The 21,230-nt window shown below is 72.6% G+C and carries 12 protein-coding genes and 1 riboswitch; of the genes, 5 read left to right on the top strand and 7 right to left on the bottom strand.

Annotated features, from left to right (window positions below; genetic code table 11):
* Positions 1-222: 222 nt before the first annotated feature.
* A riboswitch (cyclic di-AMP (ydaO/yuaA leader) is annotated at positions 223-378 on the top strand.
* Positions 379-389: 11 nt separating this feature from the next.
* Complete coding sequence (locus ACFVIM_RS13190) at positions 390-1,418, top strand: M23 family metallopeptidase (RefSeq protein ID WP_384300795.1); 1,029 nt, start codon at positions 390-392, stop codon at positions 1,416-1,418.
* Between the two features lie 173 nt (positions 1,419-1,591).
* Here the strand turns inward: ACFVIM_RS13190 and ACFVIM_RS13185 are convergent, their stop codons facing one another.
* The 4 genes from ACFVIM_RS13185 to ACFVIM_RS13170 form a co-directional block, all read right to left on the bottom strand.
* Positions 1,592-2,914 (bottom strand): PrsW family intramembrane metalloprotease, encoded by a 1,323-nt coding sequence (locus ACFVIM_RS13185; RefSeq protein WP_384300794.1) that lies wholly within the window; start codon positions 2,912-2,914, stop codon positions 1,592-1,594.
* A gap of 556 nt (positions 2,915-3,470) precedes the next feature.
* On the bottom strand, positions 3,471-4,274 hold the full coding sequence (trmB, locus tag ACFVIM_RS13180; protein WP_384300793.1) for a tRNA (guanosine(46)-N7)-methyltransferase TrmB: 804 nt from the start codon (positions 4,272-4,274) through the stop codon (positions 3,471-3,473).
* Between the two features lie 352 nt (positions 4,275-4,626).
* Complete coding sequence (gene lhgO, locus ACFVIM_RS13175; RefSeq protein WP_384300792.1) at positions 4,627-5,883, bottom strand: L-2-hydroxyglutarate oxidase; 1,257 nt, start codon at positions 5,881-5,883, stop codon at positions 4,627-4,629.
* Between the two features lie 213 nt (positions 5,884-6,096).
* On the bottom strand, positions 6,097-7,521 hold the full coding sequence (locus tag ACFVIM_RS13170; protein ID WP_384300791.1) for an MFS transporter: 1,425 nt from the start codon (positions 7,519-7,521) through the stop codon (positions 6,097-6,099).
* 990 nt (positions 7,522-8,511) lie between these two features.
* Between ACFVIM_RS13170 and ACFVIM_RS13165 the strand changes: the two genes are divergently transcribed.
* Entirely contained in the window at positions 8,512-10,680 is a 2,169-nt protein-coding gene (locus ACFVIM_RS13165; protein ID WP_384300790.1) for an asparagine synthase-related protein, read from the top strand.
* Between the two features lie 113 nt (positions 10,681-10,793).
* Here ACFVIM_RS13165 and ACFVIM_RS13160 read toward each other — a convergent pair whose 3' ends face one another.
* Positions 10,794-12,971 carry a sigma-70 family RNA polymerase sigma factor gene (locus ACFVIM_RS13160; RefSeq protein ID WP_384300789.1) on the bottom strand — a complete coding sequence of 726 codons (2,178 nt, stop codon included), beginning with the start codon at positions 12,969-12,971 and terminating at the stop codon, positions 10,794-10,796.
* Positions 12,972-13,990: 1,019 nt separating this feature from the next.
* Positions 13,991-14,833: a TetR/AcrR family transcriptional regulator gene (locus ACFVIM_RS13155; protein ID WP_384300788.1), complete on the bottom strand. Its 843-nt coding sequence runs from the start codon at positions 14,831-14,833 to the stop codon at positions 13,991-13,993.
* A 373-nt stretch (positions 14,834-15,206) separates the two neighbouring features.
* Here ACFVIM_RS13155 and ACFVIM_RS13150 point away from each other — a divergent pair, with 373 nt between their 5' ends.
* Positions 15,207-16,832, top strand: coding sequence for an NAD(P)/FAD-dependent oxidoreductase (locus tag ACFVIM_RS13150; protein WP_384300804.1), 1,626 nt, complete (start codon positions 15,207-15,209; stop codon positions 16,830-16,832).
* Positions 16,833-17,011: 179 nt separating this feature from the next.
* Entirely contained in the window at positions 17,012-18,883 is a 1,872-nt protein-coding gene (locus ACFVIM_RS13145) for a SpoIIE family protein phosphatase (protein WP_384300787.1), read from the top strand.
* Positions 18,884-18,910: 27 nt separating this feature from the next.
* Here the strand turns inward: ACFVIM_RS13145 and ACFVIM_RS13140 are convergent, their stop codons facing one another.
* Entirely contained in the window at positions 18,911-20,176 is a 1,266-nt protein-coding gene (locus tag ACFVIM_RS13140) for an MFS transporter (RefSeq protein WP_384300803.1), read from the bottom strand.
* A gap of 149 nt (positions 20,177-20,325) precedes the next feature.
* On the opposite strand from ACFVIM_RS13140, the gene ACFVIM_RS13135 reads away from it, so the two are divergent.
* Complete coding sequence (locus ACFVIM_RS13135) at positions 20,326-20,901, top strand: MarR family winged helix-turn-helix transcriptional regulator (RefSeq protein WP_384300786.1); 576 nt, start codon at positions 20,326-20,328, stop codon at positions 20,899-20,901.
* The last annotated feature ends 329 nt before the right edge of the window (positions 20,902-21,230 follow it).

Here is a 21,230-nt window from a genome sequence, read left to right as displayed (position 1 = left end):
CTCTGTAACGGGGGCGCAGCACTCCGCATAACATTTGACGAACTGTCAGAAGTGTGATGTTGGCCGACGCGGCATCAAGTCGCCCGAATCCGACCGCTTGTGTCCGTTTTGGATCTCGGTAAAGCCATGAGGGATCAACGAGAACAGCTTGGAATCTAGTCCTCACGTCTATTAACGTTCGATAACGCAGCGCGGTCGTCCCAGCCGTCGTCAGGACGGCGCCGTGCTCACGCGCCGAATCCCGTCAGGGAACCGGGGAACCACCACTTGGGGTGAATCGGTCCTTCTTCGTCATGCCCCGGCATGCGGAGGGGACCGTAGGAGACCTTCCTGCTCCGAACCCGTCAGCTAACCCGGTAGGCGAGAAGGAAGGAAAGGAGTGCGCCTCAGTGGCGTCCAACAGTCCTGCCCCGGAAGCGCCTTTCGCGCCCGGAGTCTTCAGTGAGAACGGTGCGGCGCGTTCGACCGGCGAGTGGAACCCGAGTGCCGAGACGGTCCCGGTGCGCGGGCGTCACCGGCAGCGGGTCATCAAGCAGCGCGGCGGCTTCGCCCGCAGCTCCACGGTGCTCGGCGTCGGTGTGATCGCCGCGGTCGGTGCCGGTGGCATCGCCACCGCGCAGAACAAGCCCGCCATCTCGATCTCCCTCCCGGACGCCCTCACGGACAACCTTCCCGACCCCGGGGCCTTCATGTCCGACGGGGACCAGGGCGAGGAGACCTCCGGCGGCGAGAACGCCTCCTACGCGGCGATGGGACTGGCCGGCGCGGAGGCGGGCGAGGAGAGCTCCGACGCGGGTGAGGCCCTGCGTTCCCGGATCCTCCAGCAGGTCGAGCAGCAGCAGGCCGCCGCCGAGGCCGAGGCGAGGGCCGCCGCCGAGCGCGCCGCCGCGGCCAAGGCCGCCGCCGACGCGAAGAAGGCGGAGGCGGAGGCCCGTAAGAAGGCCGAGGCCGCGAAGAAGAAGGCGGAGGCGGAGGCCCGTAAGAAGGCCGAGGCCGAGCGGATCGCCAAGCTGGCGAAGAGCTTCTCGCTCCCCACCTCCAACTACCGCATCACCTCCACCTACGGCCAGTCCGGCGCCATGTGGTCCTCCGGTCAGCACACCGGCCTCGACTTCGCCGCGCCGGCCGGTACGCCGATCAAGGCCGTCGGCAGCGGCACGATCAAGTCGGCGGGCTGGTCCGGGGCCTACGGCTACCGGATCGTGCTGGAGCTCAACGATGGCACCGAGGTCTGGTACGCCCATCTGTCCTCCATGAACGCGAGTCCGGGCCAGAAGGTCGCCCCCGGCCAGACCATCGGCCGTGTCGGCGCCACCGGAAACGTCACGGGTGACCACCTCCACCTGGAGATCCACACGCCCGGCGGTTCCGCCCTCAACCCCATGTCCTGGCTCCGGGACAAGGGCCTCACTCCCTGATCCTGTCGCCCCCGGTGGGGCGTCCCGCGCCGCGGCCCCACCCGGGGCCGCCGCCGCGATGACCCCCGGTCGCGTCCGTATCCCCACGGGGCCTCAGCCACACCACGGGCCTCAGTACCACTATGGGCCTGATGCCCTTCCCAGCGGCCGCGGCCCTGACGCCTCCCCCGACGTCAGGGCCGTCGGCTTCCCACCGCCCCGCCGCCGTCCCGGTACGGGTTGTACCCCTCGTAATCCCGGTACGGCGGCGGTGTCCACGCCCGGCCGGTCGTCCGCGCGGCATGGGTCAGGGCCGGGCCCGCTATCGCCTTCAGCTCCCACATGTGGTGCAGCAGCTCCTGCTCACGTGCCACGAAGTCGGGCTCCACCACCCCGCGCCGCGCCCGGTGGCGCAGCGACGCCAGCGAGGTCGCGAAGCGCTGGTACTCACTGAGCGCGTGCGTCCCGCTGGGGCCGTGGTGGTGCCGGGCGAAGTCCCGGGCCACGGTCCGCGCCTTCATCGAGGAGAGCGCGGACGGCTCGGCCCGGCCGAGCCAGCCCGCCGCCGCGTAGGCGGGCAGCTCCGCCCCCACCGTGGCCAGCGCCTTCTGCCGGGACCAGATGGAGAGCCAGGTCAGCAGCGCGAAGACGGGCACCATGAACACCCCGTACACGACATAGAACCCCCACGGCCCGAGGAGCGATGCCGAGGCGTTCCACAGCGCGTGGATCCCCATCGCCAGCACCAGCCCCAGCAGGGGTGGCGCGAGCCGCCGCACCCGCTGGTGCCGGGCGGCGACCGCCGCGATGCCGAAGCCGATGCCGGTGAAGACGGTGAAGAGGGGATGGGCGAAGGGCGACATGACGACCCGGACGAAGAAGGTCGCCACCGTCACCGAACCGAGCACCGACGACCCCAGGTCCTGGTCCTCGCCGAAGGCGTTGCCGAGATAGAGGATGTTCTCGGTGAAGGCGAACCCGGTCGCGGTGCACCCCGCTATCACCACCCCGTCGACGAGTCCCGTGAACTCCCGGCGGCGGAAGAGGAAGAGCAGCAGGATCGCGGCGGCCTTCGCGCTCTCCTCCACCACCGGGGCTATCACGGTCGCGCCGAGCGTGTCCGCGCTCGTGGGGTCGGCGGTGGCCGTGGCGATCCAGCGGGTGGCGAAGGAGTTGGCGAGGATCGCCACCAGCGCGGCGGCGAACGCACCCCAGGCGAAGGAGAACAGCAGATTCCGCCACGGGCCCGGCTCCACCCGGTCCAGCCAGCGGAAGGCCGCCATCAGCAGCGGCACGGGCAGGGTCGCCAGCCCCAGTCCGACCAGGAAGCCCTCGGTGCCGGTCTCCTCCCGCACCAGGGCGAGGATCACCAGCGCGCACAGCGCCAGGACGGTGATGACGATCGAGGCCCGGATCGCCTTGCTCTGCCAGAGCCGCAGCGCCCGCCGTGGCTTGTAGCGCCAGCGCGAGCGTTCCGGCACCGCGTCGAAGCGCGGCCGCTCCTCACACGCGGGCACCCCGTGCCCGTCCCCTTCCTCGCTCCCCCCGTCCGTCCGCCATGGCGGTGATGACGCTACGAAGGAGGAGGGCGCGCCTCCCGGCGCGTGCCCGGAGACGGCGGGCGGTAGCCCTGGGTGGTGCGGTCCGGGTTGATGGGGAAAGGGGTGGTGCGGACCTGGGACAGAAGGTTCCGGTTCGTGTGCCCGGGGCGGTGCCTCCCCGGGGCGAGGTGGCGCCTCCCCAGGACGCGCCGGGGGGACGGCGGACGGCTGATGGTGCTGCGGAGGCGGCTCGGACACCCCTTGACCCTAGCGACGCGCACTGACATCCGGGCAGGGGCCCGATCGGTGTACTCGGGAACGCGCTGGCCGGTCCGCCGCACGGGCGTTCCGTCCGGGACCTGGCTGGATCAGCGAGCGGGGTCCGGGGCCGGGGGCGGGCGCCGGACGGGACGTCGCCGGGCCTACGCGTACCCGGGGAGAGGCCCTGGGACGTCGCCGGGCTCACGCGAGCCCGGGAGAGACCCCGGGCGCGATGGCCGGGAGAGGCGGTCGGCGCGCGGGGTGGCCGCGCTCAGCCCTCGCCGTCCGTGCGCTCCACCCGGCGGAAGAGCAGATCCCGCACGACATGACCCTTCTGGAGCCCCTGGCCCTCGAAACGGGTCAGCGGCCGGAACGCGGGCCGGGGGGCGAACCCGCCGTCCTCCTGGGTGTTCTCGAAGTCCGGATGGGCCGAGAGCACCTCCAGCATCTGCTCCGCGTACGGTTCCCAGTCCGTCGCGCAGTGCAGCACCGCTCCGGGTCGCATACGGCGTGCCGCGAGCGTGAGGAACTCCGGCTGGATCAGCCGTCGCTTGTGGTGCCGCTTCTTGGGCCAGGGGTCCGGGAAGTAGACCCGCACACCGTCGAGGCTCCCGGGCGCGAGCATCTCGCGCAGCAGGATGATCGCGTCACCGTTGGCGACCCGGACGTTGGTCAGTCCGTCGCGGTCGGCGAGATTGAGGAGATTGCCCTGGCCGGGGGTGTGGACATCGACGGCGAGGATCCCGGTGCCCGGGTCGGCGGCGGCCATCCGCGCGGTGGCCTCACCCATGCCGAAACCGATCTCCAGCACCACGGGCAGCCCGTCGAACAGTTCGCGGGGGTCGATCACCCGCTGTCCGTCGATCTCCAGTCCCCAGAGCGGCCAGAGCCGCTTCAGGGCCTCCTCCTGCCCGGTCGTGACCCGGCTCCGCCGAGGCTGGAAGCTCCGGATCCGCCGCTCGTGATGGGACCCGGCGGGGTCGGCGACCGGCCCTCCGGGGAAGCGCGGCTCGCTCCGGTCGCGGAAGGGGCCCTGGCTCGGGCTGTTCGGGGTGTGATCTCGCAGCGTGGACACAGTGCCCCGATTCTACGTGGGGGCCCGTCCGGCAGGGCATTCGCGCAGCTCAGAGGGGTCGCGATAGGGCGCCTCGATCACCCCGGGTCACCAGGGTTCACCTGGCTCGCACGGTGCCTCCCGGTCTCCCTGTGCCTCGGGGATTCCGGGTGTCTCCCGGTGTGCGCGTGGCCCTTATCGGTCCTGGTGCCGGTCCCTGTGTCGCCGTACCGGTGCCGTCGGTCCCGCCCTCCGGCCGGGCGAGGGCCCTGGTGCCCGCCCTCCGCTCCGTGCCGGCCCCGCCCTCCCGCTCCCGGTGCCGTGCCCCTGGCCCGCCCGGTCTCGCGTGGGGAGCGTCCTCCCGGCGCGGCGCTCACAGCAGCCGCAGCACCCGGGCGGCCACCTCCCTCCCGATCGGCAGGGAAGCCGTCGCGGCGGGTGAGGGGGCGTTGAGCACATGGACGGTGCGCGGGGTCTCCTCGATCAGGAAGTCGTCCGCGAGCGTCCCGTCCCGCAGCACCGCCTGGGCCCGCACCCCGGCCGATACCTTCCGCAGCCCGGATTCCGTCACCGAGGGCACCAGTCGGCGCACCGCCGCCGTGAAGGCCCGCTTCGACAGCGACCGGTACAGCTCGCCGGCCCCGTAGCGCCAGTGGTGCCGGGCTATCTGCCAGGAGCCGGGCCACCCCAGGGTCCCGGCCAGCTCGCGGGGGTTGACCACGGACCAGTCGTATCCCTCCCGGGCGAGTGCGGGTACCGCGTTGGGGCCGACATGGACGGAGCCGTCGAGCCCTCGGGTCAGATGTACTCCGAGGAAGGGGAAGGAGGGGTCCGGCACCGGATAGATCAGCCCGCGCACCGCCGAGGGATCCACCAGCTCGTAGTACTCCCCCCGGAAGGGGATGATCCGCATCCCGGGCTCATCGCCCGCCAGCTCGGCCACCTGGTCGCACTGGAGCCCCGCGCAGTTCACCAGCGCCCGCGCCCGGACGACCTCGCCCGCCCTCGTCCCCACCGCGACGCCCCAGGGACGGCGGTCGATGGCGGTGACCTCCTGGCCGCAGCGGACCTCGGCGCCGCCCGCCTCCGCCTCGGCGGCGATCCGCGCGGCGACCGCGCCGAAGTCGCAGACACCGGTGGTGCCGACGTGGATGGCGGCCAGCCCGCGCACCCCGGGCTCGAACTCCCGGATCTGGGCGGGGCCGAGTTCGCGGACGGGGATGCCGTTCTCCCGGCCCCGCTGGACCAGGGCGTGCAGCCGGGGCAGTTCGGCGCGGGTGGTGGCGACGATCAGCTTGCCGGTGACGCGGTGGGGTATGTCGTGCTCGGAACAGAACTTGATCATCTCGGCGGCGCCGCTCACCGCGAAACGGGCCTTGAGGGAGCCGGGGCGGTAGTAGACGCCGCTGTGGATCACCCCGCTGTTGCGTCCGGTCTGGTGCCGGGCGGTCCCGGGCTCCTTCTCCAGCACGACGACCCGGGTGCCGGGGGCCGCCCGGGTCAGCGCGTAGGCGGTCGAGAGCCCGACGATGCCCCCGCCGACCACGACCACGTCCGTGTCGTAGCGCACCGGGCGCGTGGACCTCTCCGCCCGCGCGTCCGGATCCCCCGCACCGGGTCTGGACGTCATCACCACACCACCTCCCACCCCGATAGTGCACCGCGCCACTGACAACCGTCCCGAGCGCGCGGTCCAGACGACGATGCCCAGCCCGCCGGGGACTCATGCGCATGACATCGACCTCGATACGGTCCCGCGCGCTGTCCGCCCCGGAGGCGTCCCTGGCCCGGCGGTCGCATGACGGTCGTGGCCAAGGTGGCGGCCGTGTCCACGTCCACCGTCCTACGCGGGCGCGACCAGAAGCGGTCTCGCGCGCTCACGCAGCTCGGCCACGCGGGGTTCGTCCCCGTACGGCTCCAGCCGGTGGAGCAGATCACGAACGTACTCCGTGGTCCGGGCGGAGGAGATACGGCCCGCCACCTCCACCGCGCGGGTGCCCGCGGCGCAGGCCGCGTCCAGGTTCCCCGACTCCAGCTCGGCCACCGCGCTGACCACCAGCCGCAGCCCGTGCGAACGGACGAACTCCTCCGTCGGCCGGGACAGGGCCTGCTCGGTGAAGCGCCGCACCTGCCGGGGCGCCTTGAGATCGCGATAGCACTCGGCGGCGTCGGCGCAGAACCGGTCGTACGAGTAGAAACCGAGCCAACTGGGATCGGGATCGCCCTCCCGGGAGCGCTCCAGCCATGCCTCGGCGGCCTTGAGCGCGGCACCGGCGGCGGGCGCGTCGTTGGCCTTGGCGTGGGCGCGCGCCTCCACCAGCCGGAAGAAGCTCATGGTGCGCGCGGTCGCCAGTCCCCGGTTGCGCTCCAAGGCCGCCTGCGCCAGATCGACGCCCTCGTCCGCGAAGCCCCGGTAGATCGACTGGAGCGCCATGGAGGCGAGCACATAGCCGCCGAGCGGCACGTCGGCCGCCGCGCGGGCCAGGCGCAGCGCCTGGATGTAGTAGCGCTGCGCGGCCTCCTGCTGGCCGGTGTCGAAGGCCATCCACCCGGCGAGGCGGGTCAGCTCGGCGGTGGCGCCGAAGAGCGCGCGGCCCACCTCGTCCGAGTACGAACCGAGCAGTAAGGGAGCCGCGTCCACACGCAGGCACTCCGGCACCATCGACGAGCGCCAGTCCCCGCCCCCGTACTTGGAGTCCCAGCGCCGGGCGTCCTCGGCGGCCTCGCGCAGCTTCGCCACGTCGCTGTGGCCCACCCGGGTCGGGATGTCATCGGAGGGGCCGGGTTCGAGGACGCGCTCCACCGAGGGGTCAGCGGGCGTTATCAGCCAGCGTGAGGCCGGGGTGGCATAGGCACTCACGGCGAAGGAACCGGCCAGTGACTGCCAAATCCCCCCGCTTCCGGCGCGGCGACCAGCGAGATCGAGCCGATACAGCTCGGTGGCTGATTTCACCGCCTGGCGGACATCGCGCGGGAAGGCGAGCCCGACCTCGGGGGCGGGGTCGGCGTCGGCGAGCCCGATCTCGTGCAGCGGCACGGGGCGGCCGAGCTTGGCGCCGATCGCGGCGGCGATGAGGTGGGGCGCGGCGCCCTGCGGCACCATGCCCTTGGACACCCACCGGGCCACGGAGGTCTTGTCGTAGCGGAGGGTCAGACCGCGCTGGGCGCCGAGGTCGTTGACACGCCTGGCCAGCCCGGCGTTGCTGATTCCCGCGAGGGCGAGAACGGTGCCGAGTTTCTCGTTCGGCCCGCGTTGCTCCCTGGACATGGCCCACCCCTCGACACACAGACGGCCGCCGCGTCGCTGTCCGGCGCGCGGCATTCGTACCGAGTTCCGCACCGCCGGGGGGTCGGTCCGCCGTCCCGGTTGCAAAAGCGCCTGGCCGAGCCCGGGGGAATATGCCCGTCGGTTCAGAACATCAGTAAACACAGCGTAGTTCGCCGCATCCCGACCGTTAAGAGGCGGTGTTCCGTATGGCGAGATTGTTCTGTCCGGAGTCGGCTGCTGTGCGAACGCGCCGCTTCCGCGGGGGTGTTGACGGGTCCGGTCGTGCTCCGTGTGTGTGGCCGTGCGCCCGTGTGTGCGCTCTGTCCGGCCCCTGGGGCGGGCGCTTGCATGAGACCGCGTGGGTCGGCCCACTGCGTACTGGAACCCAGTGGGCTGGGGGACACCGCCGTCTTCACATCCCCGCGGGCGGCGGAACGGTCCGGGAGGTGGCAGCGCCTCCCGGACTGTCATGTCCGGTGGGCCGCAGCCGCCCGAGGCGGCCGCGGGCGGGCGTCGCTCCGGGGGGTGCGCCGGTCTCCGGGATGACGGAGCGGGATGGGCATACCTGTACACAACGGGATGTATCCGGAGGTACACACGGTCCGGGAAGGCGGGCTCGCGGCCTCCGGAGATGACCGTCAGTCGAGGAAATTTGGCCGAATATCGACGAGGCCACCCTGTCCGCGCTACGGCTTTTGTCGCCCTTTATGCGTGGCGTGATTATGGCGGTTTGCCGTGAGCGCGCGTCAAAAGAGAGGCGCACGAGGCACGTTCACTTTTTGCGCCCGCGACCCGGACCCCCGCCGCCGCGCCACCTTCGTGGCAGCATGGTCCCCAAACGGCCGCGCGCGGCACGCTCCCGAACGGAGCGCGGCGCCCCCTGTGCGGACACGCCACCCATGTGGTGCGCATCCGTATCCGCGGAACACGTTCCCGTACCACGGGATCCTCCGGCGCGGCCAGGTACTGTCCACAGGCTGTGGAGGCGCGATGCGGTGGTTGGTGGGGTGGAGCAGTACCGCCGCGCACTTCGGCTCGGCCGGGGCCGTCGGCCCGCCCGACGAGGGACTGACCGTCCAGCCCGTGGGATCCCATCTGCTCTGGGGCGACCCCGACCCCCTCTGGGCCGTCGGCGACTGGCGCCCCGACGAGGTCCGCGTCATCAGCGTCGACGCCCCGCCCGGCCCCGCCCGCGACACACCCGGGCACGGTGGTGCCGGGAACGCGAGCACCCCCGCCACCCGTCTCGCCGTCCTCGGCTGCTGCGCCGCCAGCGACGACGAACTGCGCGCCGCCCTGATCGCCGCCCGAGGTGGCGCGTTGCGCCACCTCACCACCTGGCCCGGCAGCTACACCGCCGTCGTCCAGACCGGCCGCCGTATCACCGTCATCGGTGACCTCGCCGGAGCCCGGCCCGTCTTCCACACCCCCTGGGCGGGCGGCACCGCCTACGCCACCGCCGCCCTCCCCCTCGCCGACCTCATCGAGGCCCAGCTCGACATCGGACATCTCGCGGCCCTGCTCGCCTGCCCCGAGAGCCCCGAGGCGCTGCGCGACTCCACCCCCTTCCTCGGCGTCCGGCGCATCCCCCCGGGCCACGCGCTGATCCTGCGTGAGGGCTCCCGGGAGATCACCGGGTACGAACCCGTCGCCTCCCTCGCCGTCGCCGGACCCCAGACCGAGGCCGCCCACGCCGTCGACGGGGTGCGCGACGCGCTGGTCGACGCCGTACGCGCCCGGCTCACCGCGCCCCGGCACGCCCCCGAGAGCCAGCCGCCCGACCCCGGTCCCGTCCCCGGGATGGGACCCGCCGAGCGGCGCGCCCGGCGCGGCGGACCCGCCCCCGGCATCGGCGCCGACCTCTCCGGAGGCAGTGCCTCCGCCACCCTGGCCCTGCTCGCCGCCGGACTGCCCGGCGTCCCCGGCACTCTCACCGGCCACGGCACCGGCGCGGGCGAACGGCTCCTCGCCGTCACCTACAACGACCTCACCGAGACGGGCCGCGAACCCGAACTCGAACGCGCCCGCGCCCTCGCCGCCGACCCCCGGCTGCACCATGTCGTCGTCGCCGGCGGCGAAGAGGGCCTGCCCTATGCCAACTTGGAACGCGTCCCCCTCACCGACGAACCCGCGCCCAGCCTCGTCATCGCCGAACGCCACCGCGGACGGCTCACCTCCGGCAGCGCCGACCACTTCACCGGAACCGGTGCCCGCCAGGTACTCGACGCCCACCCCGCCCGGCTGGCCGACCTGCTGCTCGACCGCCGCCGCCGTCATCTCATCCGGCCCACCACCGCCCTCGCCCGTGCCGAGGGCCCCGCGCCGCACTCGCTGCTGGTCCCGCTCACCGTCTACCGCGCGGCCCGGCGTCTCGCCCGTACGTCCTACCGCACCGGCCTGGAGAGCGCCGCCGACCACCTGTTGACCGCCAACCGGCCCACCGGGCGGGCCAGAGCCGACGGGACCGGGCCTCTCGACGCCTCCCTGGCCGCGCTGACCTGGTCCCGGCCCGGCCCGGCCGCCCGCTGGCTGACGGGGGAGGCGCTCGCTGAAGTATCGGTTCGCCTGATGGACGCGGCCACCCGCCCCATCACCGTCCAGCGCCCCGGTGAGGCCCGTGCCCGCGCCGCGCTCACCCGCCACGCGGGCGACCACCGGATACTCGAACAGGCCGCCGAGGTCCGCAGCCAGCGCCTCCACGCCCCCTTCCTCGACAACCAGGTCGTCCGCGCCTCCCGTGACCTCCCCGAGGCCCTGCGGGTCCGCCCCGACGCCCGCCCGCAGATCCTGCGCACCGTGCTCGCGGGCGCGGGCGTGCGCGAACTGCCTCCGGGCTGGGGCGCCAGCCCCCGGCCCACCGCGGCCGACATCACGGCCCGTGCGGGGGTGCGCGCCTCCCTCCACCAACTCCTCACCCTCTTCGACGCCCCGCTCCTCGCCGACGCGGGGCTCGTGGAGGCACGCGTCGTCCGCAAGGCGCTGCGCGCCGCCTCCGAGGGCGAGCCGCTTCCCCTCGACGGCCTCGCCGAACTCGTCTCCACCGAGCTCTGGCTCCGCCGTCTCCTGTCCCGTCGGGGCACCTGCTGGACCGGCTCCGCCGCACCCCGTCAGCGCGCCGTGGCCGCCGGTGTCCCCTCCCGTACCACCCTTCGCTCCTGAACCACCGGTCTCGCGGCCCCGCTGCGGTGCGTTCTCTGTGCTCTGTGCGGGTCCCTGGCCCCGCTCGCGCGGTACGGAGACGAGGGTCGGCGGCTCCCCCGCCCCGTACCTCCTCAGCGACAGCGAAGGCCCGAGTTCGCCCAGCCCGCCAGCGCCAGTGAGTCGAACGGTGACTGCGGCTCCACCACCAGCCGTACCGTCTTCGAGCCACTGATCTCCACGGACAGCGGCACGGCGGGATCACCGCCCCGCACCACCCGAGACCTCCACAGCCGGATGTCATCCCCGTAGAAGGAGAAACGCACCGCTCCCAGACCCATCGTCAGATCGTCCACGCCCACCCGCGCCTCATAGCGGCTGCACTCACGGTTGAGGCGGATGGTGACGGAGGACTGGGCGTGGACGGTCACCCCGTGGGCATAGCGCTGGCCGCCGATCCGCAGGCCCTCGCGCTGCCAGACCCAACTGCTCTCGCCCAGCACGATCTCCGGCTCGGTGCCATCGCCGACACCGCTGTAGCGCAACTCGTTGAGCTGGTACTCCTTCGGTCGCTCCGACGGCGTCGGGGACGGTGTCGGCGACGGGCGCGGTGGTGTGGGCGTGGGTGACGGAGACGGGGTGGGTTTCGGAGCCGGAGGCTTCGGTTTCGGTTTGTCGGGCTTGGGCTTGGGCTTGGGCTTTGGGGTGGGCTCGGGCGTGGGCGACGGCTGAGGCGGAGGCGGTGGAGCCGGCCGATCCGGCGCGGGCGGCGCGGGTGGCTCCGGCTTCGGCCGGGGCGGGGCGGGCGGCGGCGGCTCCACCGGCGCCGCGGGCTGGCTCACCGGCGGCTTCGCCTTCGGCGCGGGCTCCGAACCACCCGAGAGCGCCAAGGCCAGCCCGGCCGCCGCGGCGACCGCCACCAGCGTCGCGATACCCGCCTTCGCGGGCGCGCCCAACCCCTCGGAAGCCGCACCGGCCGCGCCCGCCCCACTCCCATGGGTGGCCGCGGCGGCGACACCCGCCCCGGTCGCGCCCGCCGCACCCCCGGCCGCGATCCCGGCCGCCTTGAGCGAGTACCCGGCCGCGAACCAGCCGATGACAGCCACCGGCAGCAGCGCCGGAATACCGGCGTTGACCTGCGCCAGCTCGCCCGCCGCCAGACGACACCGGGCACACTCCTCCAGATGCTTGCGCAGTCCGCGCTCGGCCCGGGTCCGCAGACCACCCCGGGCATAGGCACCCAGCCGGTCCGCGTACCGCGCGCAGTCCCCGCCCTCCGTGAGCGAGGCGCTGACATGGGCCTGGAGATACGCCTGCTTCAACCCCTCCCGCGCCCGGCTCGCCAGCACCGCCGTGGCGTTGGCGGTCAGCCCGAACAGCGGCGCCACCTCACTGGGCGACTCCTCCTCGACGGTGGTGTGCCACAGCACCGCCTGCCAGCGCTCCGGCAGCGAACGGAACGCCTGCATCGCCAGCGACTGCTCAGCCTCGTGCATCGCCCGCACATCGGCGCCCGCGTCGAGCGTCCCCTCCGACGCCGTGTCCGTCGTCCGCGCGGCCTCCGCCGCGAACACCGCGAAGTCCTCCACCAACTGCTCGCGCTTGGCGCTCCTCGTCCAACTCGCCGCGGCCCGGCGCACCGTGGTCAGCAGATAGGCCCGCACCGCGTGCTCGGGGCCCGCCCCGCCCCGTACCGCCTGGAGCGTCCGCGCGAACACCTCAGCCGTCAGATCATCCGCCGTGTGCGCGTCCCGACAGCAGGTGCGGGCGTAACGCCGCACCGCGTCCGCGTGACGACGCCACAGCTCCGCATAGGCGCCGTCATCGCCATCCCGCATCCGCTGGACCAACTCCGTGTCGGAGAGCGGCAGCTCACGCGGTGGCGGCAGCACGCCCCCGCCCTCACGCTGCGCGGGTACGGAAGGGCTCTCCTGCCCGTCCGCTCCCCCCACCGCGGAACCGGCCGGAGCGCCCTTGCCGAGCGGCCCACCCGTGGCCCCCGTACCCGGGAAACGCCTGGCACCGGACGAAGGCGGGGCGGAGGAGCCGAAGGCGGGGGAATCATCGGCGGGGGTGCCGCTGGTGCCTTGGCTGGGGACGATGTGCTCGACCGGGGCGCTCGCGGGGGCCTGGGGGGCCTCCCCCCCCACCCCCCTCCCCCCGGCCCCCGCCCCGCCCTGCTCCGGCACCTGGTGCTCGCGGGGCACCGGCACGTCCCCGCCGTGGTGCGTGCCGCCATCGCCGGTGCCGCCGTTCGTACGGTCCGCGCCGCCGAACGGCTCATCCCGCGCGTCCCGCCCGTCACCACTCATCGCGGAAGCTCTCATTCATCGCGGAAGCTCCCGTCGCCCCCTCGGACCCGAACACCGGGCCAGCGTGCCACACGGGCTGAGCGCGCCAAGCCCCCATCCGCGCCAACCACTCATCTGGGGAGAGTTGACCGAATCCGCGCTCCGCCGGGCCACGCCCAGCGGCGTTCACCCGCCTTCACCTCGGTCGGTGTGAGGCATCGCGCGCATCAGAACGTTTCAGACGCCCGAGTATCACCCTCCTTCCCCTGGCTCCCGGAGCCTGGCCCCGGCCGAGCGGGACAGAGACCCCCCGAGCGGAGAGCCGCGCACTCGGGCGTTTTCCGGGACCGCAAACTTCCGGCCGTACGACCCCTGCCCGCTGGCCGGTTCTGGTGCCACTCTGAGAGGGGCGGCACTGCCCACCCCTCCACTCCCCTCCGAGGGGGAGCCGCCCTGTCCCGCCCGCCGCGTCTTCCTCCACCGACCCACGCGCCGGGCGGGACGCGGACGCGCCCACCGCCGTCCTACGGCGGTCGGTGACATCAGTGGTGGTGTCGGCTTCGGCTGCGGGTCGCGGCGACAAGCGATCCGGTGCGACCGCCCGGGCCGTCTACCCAGCCCATCAGCGAGCGGGGTCATCATCAGGCCGCGGGCGCCACGGCGGACCGTGACAGAGTGCGACAGAGAGGTCGAGACTCGGCCGGTCGGCACATGATGGCCAGCACCCCGACGATCCCCGGCGATGACGATGGCGACGGTGTGATTCCGACGGCCCGGGTCTTCACCGCCCGGCCCTGGGAAAGAACGGTGCCAGGCCCCCAACGGAGCCCGGCACCGCATGGCTCACGACGACGGCGCGGTCGCGGCCCGCCACGGATGGCCGGACGACCCGTGAACGATCGCCTCAGGCACCCCTGGGAGCCACGGCCCGGCGGAGTGGGCGCCTTCCAGCGCCCAGCCCGCCGGCCCCGCTCAACCGGCCAGGACCCTCGCGGCCCCGGCCGACCCAGCCGAGCGGAACAGCGATACGCGCCGTGCCCTTATGCCGACCTCGGCCGCAGTCCCTCCAACAAGATGTCGAGCAGCCGTGCCGAGGCCGCCGCCTGCTGGGCCGCGTCCGGCAGCGAAGGCGCCGCCGTGGCTATCACCAGCAGCACATCCGCCACGGTCACATCGCCGCGCAGCTCACCCGCCGCCCGAGCCCGGTCGACGAGCTGGCCCACGACCTCCAGCAGATCCGAGGCGCCCGCGTCGTCCCGGGTGTCGATACCGCCCACCCGGGTGGGAACGACACGGAGATCGGGCTGTCCGCCCACGGGCCGCTCCGGCTGTACTCCGGAGCGCTGGTGCGGCACGCGCACCTCGTCCCGCGCCGGGGCCTCGCCCCGGTCCCCCTCGGCGGCCAGGTCTCCCACGGCCTCCTCGGAGTCGACGCCGACCCGCAGCACCTGCGGCGGCAGCAGCCGCCCGGCGCCGGACGCCACCGAAGTCCTCAGGAACCGGGCCAGTGCCGACCACGGCTCCTCCTCCTGCCCCAGAGCCGTACGTGCCTGCTCGGTGAGCCTGGAGGTCTCCTCCTGGGCTATGCGGCGCACGAGGACGTCCTTGCTCGGGAAGCGGCGGTACACCGTCCCGACCCCGACACGGGCGCGGCGCGCCACGTCCTCCATCGGTGCTCCGTAGCCCAGCTCGCCGAACACTTCGCGAGCGGCACGCAGCACGTGCTCCAGATTGCGCTGGGCGTCCACGCGCAGCGGTGCCGTACGGCCCGTGCCGCTCGCTATCGCCCGTCCGTTCCCTTCACCGCCGGGATGACCGCCGTGCAGCGGTGAGTCCGCGGTCGGCGGTACGGCAGCTTGCCAGTGCGAATCCTGAATGGTCATATGCGTTCCCCCGGTCACTGGTCTCCCCCCGGAGACCTCCCCGCCTTGGTCTGTCGGTGCGCCGTGACCCGGCACCCCGACGAGGTACGAACATAGTTGAGCCCGGGTCAATTCAGAAGGGGGTAGTTCCGCACGGAGCGCCCCCCGATCGGAGCAAGGACCGGAAGCCTCCCGTTTACGCCCCTGGGGTCGCCCCGTGCCGCACCGTCTGACCTGCGGAGCTTCGGGGAGAGCTGGGAGGGGGGCGCTGACGGACGGCAGCCGGGCTCCGGTCACACAAATTGCCGGGCCTGTGGACAAACGCCGGAGAGCGTTGCGTCATGGGGTGGTGAAGGTAGCTGATTCCCCGGGCTCGACCCCCGGTCCCACGCCGATGGCGCGCACCGGCGACACGCGCGTTCTGGCCATCGGTGGGGGCTATGTGGGGATGTATACGGCACTCCATCTCCAGCGGAAGCTGAAGCGGGAGCTGGCACGTGGTGAGGTGGAGATCCTGGTGATCACGCCCGATCCGTATATGACGTATCAGCCCTTCCTGCCCGAGGCGGCGGCCGGGTCGATCTCCCCGGCCCATGTGGTGGTGCCGCTGCGCCGGGTGCTGCACCGTTGCAAGATCCTCATCGGTGAGGTGGACGCGGTCGACCACGCCAAGCGCACGGCGAGCGTGACGACGCTGGCCAGCGAGGAGGAGGGCGCCGGAGCCGTCGAGGTTCCCTACGACGAGCTGGTGATCGCCCCCGGTTCGATCTCCCGCACCCTGCCCATCCCCGGTCTCGCCGACTACGCCATCGGTTTCAAGACGGTTGAGGAAGCCATCGGGCTGCGTAACCACGTCATCGAGCAGATGGACATCGCCTCCTCAACCCGTGATCCCGCGCTCCGTGACGCGGCGCTGACCTTCGTCTTCGTCGGCGGGGGGTACGCGGGAGTGGAGGCCCTGGGCGAGCTGGAGGACATGGCCCGCTATACGGCCCGCTACTACCACAACATCAAACCGGCCGATCTGAAGTGGATCCTCGTCGAGGCCAGCGACCGCATCCTGCCCGAGGTCGGCGAGGAGATGGGCCGCTACGCCATCCGGGAGCTGCGCTCCCGGAACATCGACGTCCGGCTGGAGACCCGGCTGGAGTCCTGCGCGGACCGGATCGCCGTCCTCAGCGACGGGAGCCGTTTCCCGACACGCACGGTGGTGTGGACGGCGGGCGTCAAACCGGCGCCGCTGCTGGCCACCAGCGATCTGCCGCGCACCGAACGTGGCCGGATCCGGTGCACCGCGCTGCTGGCGGTCGCCGACACGGAGCACGCCTGGGCGGCCGGGGACGCCGCGTCCGTACCGGACATCACGTCCGCCACGCCTGGAGCGGAGTGCGCGCCGAACGCGCAGCACGCGGTCCGGCAGGCACGGGTCCTGGCCGAGAACCTGGCGGCGTCGCTGCGCGGCGGGCCGCTCAAGGAGTACGCGCACCGGTACGTGGGTTCCGTGGCCTCCCTGGGCCTCCACCGGGGGGTCGCCCATGTCTACGGGCGCAAGCTCAAGGGGTACCCGGCCTGGCTGATGCACCGCGTCTACCACCTCAGCCGGGTGCCCACACTCAACCGGAAGGCGCGAGTCCTGGCCGAGTGGACCCTGGCGGGGCTCTTCAAGCGGGAGATCGTCTCCCTGGGATCGCTGGAGCACCCCCGGGCCGAGTTCGAACTCGCGGCGGGTGCCCGGCCCGGCCCCCACGCCCATCGCCCGTCGGCGGGTCCGGCGGCCACGCCGTCCGCCCCGGGCGGCGGCGACACGCGCGGCGGCGATGGGACGCGTGGCGGCGACGGGACGGATCGTGCGGCTCCCTCCCGTGCTGGTGACCGTCCGGGCCCCGCCGGCCCCGGTGACCGTCCCGGCCCTTCCCATCCGCAGCCCCCGCCCGGTGGCGGCGCCACCCCGCCGGACCGGGCGGGGACGGGGGACGGACCGTCCGATAGCCCGCCGGACACCGGGACGAGAGACGGCTGACCCTTCGCGAAGCTCTGCCGTCCCGTCGTGGCGGCCTGTTCGTCACCAAGGGGACGGCTGGCCGACACCGACTGTCAGACCGTTGGGTCACACTTGGACGTGTGACCATAGGTGGGCTCACATTTGCACAGAGTGACCCTCGTGACCCCTGGCGACAACCCCGTGAGGCGAGAAAGTCAGTGAACTTCACGCGCTGGAGCGCAAGGCTCCCCGGGACGCAGCGCCGCGCCGCCGCGCGGCGGACCGACCGTGCCCTCTCCACGGCCCCGCGACCGGCCCAGCGAGGCGAGGGAGGAGAGGGGGAAGGGAGAGGAGACGGCCCGGCGGACACGGGCGGCCTCGATACCGGCACCGCCCCGCCCGCCGACACCGCACCCGGCACCGCGCCCGAACCCGCACCCTCGCCCGACGCCGAGGAGCCACCAGGCGAGACCTGGGGCGAGGGATCGGTTCCGGCCGCGCGGGGAGGCGGGTCCGGGGCGGCTCAGGAGCCCCCCGCCGGGACCACCGTCCCGCCCCGTGCCCCCATCGAGGACCTCCCGGTCCGCGAGATCCTCGGCCGTCTGCCCGCCCTCGTCGCCCTCACCCAGGGCGCTGACCACCGCCTCGCCTATGTCAACGACGCGTACACCGCGGCCTTCGGCCCCCGCCCCCTCGGCACCCCCGTCGCCGACGGCTGCCCCGAACTGACCGCCCTCGGACTGCCACCGCTGATGGACCAGGTCCTGCGCAGCGGCACCGCCCGTACGGTGAAGTCCCGCACCGTTCCCGGCCACGGCTCGTACACGGTCACCTGCCTGCCCGTTGACGGCACGGACGACACGGACGGGGCGGGGGAGGGCGGCGGGGTACTGGTCTTCGCCGCCGATGTCACCGATCACGCCCAGGCCGCCGAGCGGCTGCGCGCCAGTGAGCGCCGTCAGCGCCAGACCGCCGTCACCCTCCAGCGCTCCCTGCTGCCCCAGCGCCTGGAACAGCCCGACGACCTGCGGATCGCCGCCACCTACCGGCCCGGCGGCACCGACGCCGCCGTCGGTGGTGACTGGTATGACGTGATCACTCTCGGCGCCGGCCGCACCGCCCTGGTCATCGGCGATGTCATGGGGCGCGGGGTGCGCGCCGCCGCCGTCATGGGCCAGCTGCGCACCGCCGTCCGCGCCTACGCCCGGCTCGATCTGCCACCCCACGAGGTGCTGCAACTGCTCGACGGCCTCGCCGCCGAGATCGACGCCAGCCAGATCGCCACCTGTGTCTACGCGGTGCACGACCCGACCGAGGGACAGTTGGTGTATGCCTCGGCCGGCCATCTGCCGGTCCTCGTCCGCGACGAGGACGGTACGGTGCGCCGCGCCCAGGAGCCCACCGGCCCCCCGCTCGGCACCGGCGGCTGGCTCCACACCTCGGGTTCGGTCCCCTTGCCCCCGGGTTCCAGCGCCGTCCTCTATACGGATGGTCTGGTCGAGCGGCGCGGGGAGGACATCGACGAGGGCGTCGCGTCCCTGGAGCGCGCCCTGGCCGGGGCCACCGGCAGCCCCCAGGTGGTGTGCGACCGGCTGATCCGCTCGCTCGGGGTGACGGCCGACCACGACGACGATGTCGCGGTCCTGGTGGTGCAGCATCCGCGCCGTACCGGAGCCGACGCCGAGCTGTTCCACAGCGCCACGCTCGATCTCCTCGGCGGGGTGGAGGCGGCGCCGCGCGCCCGCGCCTTCGCCTCGGGGGTGCTCGCCTCGTGGCGCTTCTCCCGCGAACTGCACGACCAGGGCGTGCTCGCCGTCAGTGAGCTGGTCGCCAACTCCCTCCAGCACGGCACCCCACCGATGCGGCTGCGGCTGCGGCGTACCGATCGTCGGCTGACCGTCGAGGTGACCGACGGCGATGACCACCTCCCGCGCCGCCGCCGCGCGGAAACGGAGGACGAGGCGGGCCGCGGGATCTCCATCGTCGCGGCCATCGCCTCGTCCTGGGGCAGCCGCCGCACTCCCGGCGGCGGCAAGGCGGTCTGGTGCGAGTTCGCCCTTCCCGCCAGTGCGGCACCGGCCGCTCAGTGACGCCCCGCCCAGCGGTTCAGCGCCCGGTCAGACAGCCGCCTCCACCTGCTCCGCCGGCTTGTGGACCGCGATGACCCGCGTCTGCGTCGCGAGGAACGGCTGATTCTGTACGGGGGTGAGCTCGCGGCCCATCCGGATCGCGAGCACGGTGATGGCCAGCGAGAAGAGGATGAACGTCACGATGTACGGGCCGTGCAGCGCGGCCCCCATCGGACCGCCCACCGCCGGACCCACGGCCAGCGCGAGCTGCTTCACCAGGGCGAACGCCGAGTTGTACTGGCCCACCATTGACTCCGGCGCCAGATCGGCGACCAACGGCGCGACGGTCGGGGAGAGCATGGCCTCACCCAGTCCGAAGAGCGTGTAGGTGGTGATGAAGGCGGCCGTGGCCATGGCCTGGCTGCCCGAACCCAGCCCCGCGTACCCCGCGAAGATCCAGGCGACCGCCCAGATCAGGCCAACGGCGGCGATCATACGAGTGCGCTTGCGGCGCTCCACGAACTTCAGCACCAGGAACTGGGCGATCACGATGACGGCGGTGTTCGCGGCCAGCGCGGTACCGAGGGTGGCGGGCTCGATGCCGGCGGCCTCCGTGCCGTAGGCGGCGAGCCCGGACTCGAACTGTCCGTAGCAGGCGAAGAAGAGGATGAAGCCCAGCACACAGAGCTGGACCATCGCCCGGTGCCCCAGCAGCGCGCGCATTCCCCCCTTGGCCCGCTGCGCGGAGGACGCCGCCTCGGCGGCGCTCCGCACCGGGAGCTTGATCGTCACCGCGATCCCGGCGAGCACCAGGAACATCACGGCTTCGATGCCAAAGAGAAGAAGGAACGATTCTGCTCGGTCCTTGTCGACGATCTGCCCACCGATGAGGCCACCGACGCCGAGCCCCAGGTTCTGCAGGAAGAACTGCATGGCGAAGGCCCGGGTCCGATTTGTGGCGTCCGAGCACCGCACGAGCATGGTGGCGAGCGCGGGCTGCATCACCGCCGTACCCGCGCCGAGCAGCGCGGCGGCGACCACCACGGCCACCACGTTCGCCGCGAGCCCGAGCGCCAGCGCGCCGACCGACGCCAGCAGGGCGGCCACCACGAGCACGGGCAGCGGCCCGCGCCGGTCGATGACCCGACCGGTGAACGGCAGGGCGACAAGGGCGGCCATCGCGAAGACACCGAGGACGGCACCCGCCGTCGTCGCGCCCAGGTCCCGCACCTGTGCCACATAGACATAGAGATACGGAACCGTGAAACCGAGTCCGAACGCGCTCAGCGCGCTACCCGCCTGGATCCGACGCATCGCCGCGCCCATCACCCTGGTCACACTCACCTGCCTCAGAGGAGCTATCGAAGAAGTGAAGCCTCAAGACTTCAACAGTAAAGTTAGAGCCTTAACAGTACATGTCGAAGGACTTCAACGCCAATGAACGCCATGCGATACTGCGGCGTATGCCTACCGCGAGCCCCGAGGACCCGGCAGTGACGGGCCCGGTCCTCCATGAGCCGACCCTCGACGAGCAGATCGCCGCCTACCAGCGTGAATACGGAGACCTCGACCCTCAGGTCGAGAGGGTCGTCTCGGCCCTCGGCCGACTCAACCGCCGCATGAACGTCGCCTACGGGCGCCAGGTCGCCGCCCTCGGCATCAGCAACGCCGAGTGGGAGGTCCTCAAGAGCCTGGTCCTCGCGGGTCCCCCGTACCGGATGGGCCCCGGGGAGCTCGCCAAGCGTCTCGGCCTCACCCCGGCCGCCATGACCCACCGCATCGACCGCATGGCCACCGAGGGCCTGGTCACCCGCGACCGCGACGAGAACAACCGTGTCCGCGTGATCGTCGAGCTGACGGACGAAGGGCGTACGAAGTGGCTGGAGGCGATGCGCATGGCCTCCGTCTTCGAGGAGGACCTCCTCCAGGACCTCGCCCCGGACGAACGGGTCGTCCTCGGCGACCTCCTGATCCGCGTCCTCCGCCGGGTCGAGCACACCCAGCCGGACGCCGGCGGCAGGCTCACGGACCTCGACTAGCGCCCCCGAAACCCCCGCTTCACCTCTCTGACGAGGGAAGTTGACATGGTCTCCAGCCATCCGTAAGGTTCTTCGAGTTGTCCAGGACGGAACGGTTCTGCGATGACGCTCCCGCCACTGAATGTGGCACTCAAACTCCGCACGATCTCCCAGCCGGGATCGATTTCGGCATGCCGAAATCGAGAAAGAAAGACTCGATTATGAGTCGCCGGGAAGATCCGCTAGAGTTTGAAACGTCGGAACGGCCCGAGCGGCCGGGAAGACAATCCCGTTAATTCGACCGGGAGTCAGGCCCGAAAGGATCTGATAAAGTCGGGTCAGCCGAAAGG

This window comes from Streptomyces sp. NPDC057638 (assembly GCF_042800315.1).
Lineage (GTDB): Bacteria > Actinomycetota > Actinomycetes > Streptomycetales > Streptomycetaceae > Streptomyces.
Note: the sequence above shows the minus strand (reverse complement) of the source record. Positions and strands in the feature narration are given on the sequence as shown.

Excerpts from the sequence above, each read along its gene's own strand:
- ACFVIM_RS13135 (WP_384300786.1), top strand. The coding sequence starts at position 20,326 with ATGCCTACCGCGAGCCCCGAGGACCCGGCAGTGACGGGCCCGGTCCTC.
- ACFVIM_RS13170 (WP_384300791.1), bottom strand. The coding sequence starts at position 7,521 with ATGTCCAGGGAGCAACGCGGGCCGAACGAGAAACTCGGCACCGTTCTC.
- ACFVIM_RS13155 (WP_384300788.1), bottom strand. The coding sequence starts at position 14,833 with ATGACCATTCAGGATTCGCACTGGCAAGCTGCCGTACCGCCGACCGCG.
- ACFVIM_RS13140 (WP_384300803.1), bottom strand. The coding sequence starts at position 20,176 with ATGCGTCGGATCCAGGCGGGTAGCGCGCTGAGCGCGTTCGGACTCGGT.
- ACFVIM_RS13150 (WP_384300804.1), top strand. The coding sequence starts at position 15,207 with ATGGCGCGCACCGGCGACACGCGCGTTCTGGCCATCGGTGGGGGCTAT.
- ACFVIM_RS13160 (WP_384300789.1), bottom strand. The coding sequence starts at position 12,971 with ATGAGTGGTGACGGGCGGGACGCGCGGGATGAGCCGTTCGGCGGCGCG.
- lhgO (WP_384300792.1), bottom strand. The coding sequence starts at position 5,883 with ATGACGTCCAGACCCGGTGCGGGGGATCCGGACGCGCGGGCGGAGAGG.
- ACFVIM_RS13165 (WP_384300790.1), top strand. The coding sequence starts at position 8,512 with ATGCGGTGGTTGGTGGGGTGGAGCAGTACCGCCGCGCACTTCGGCTCG.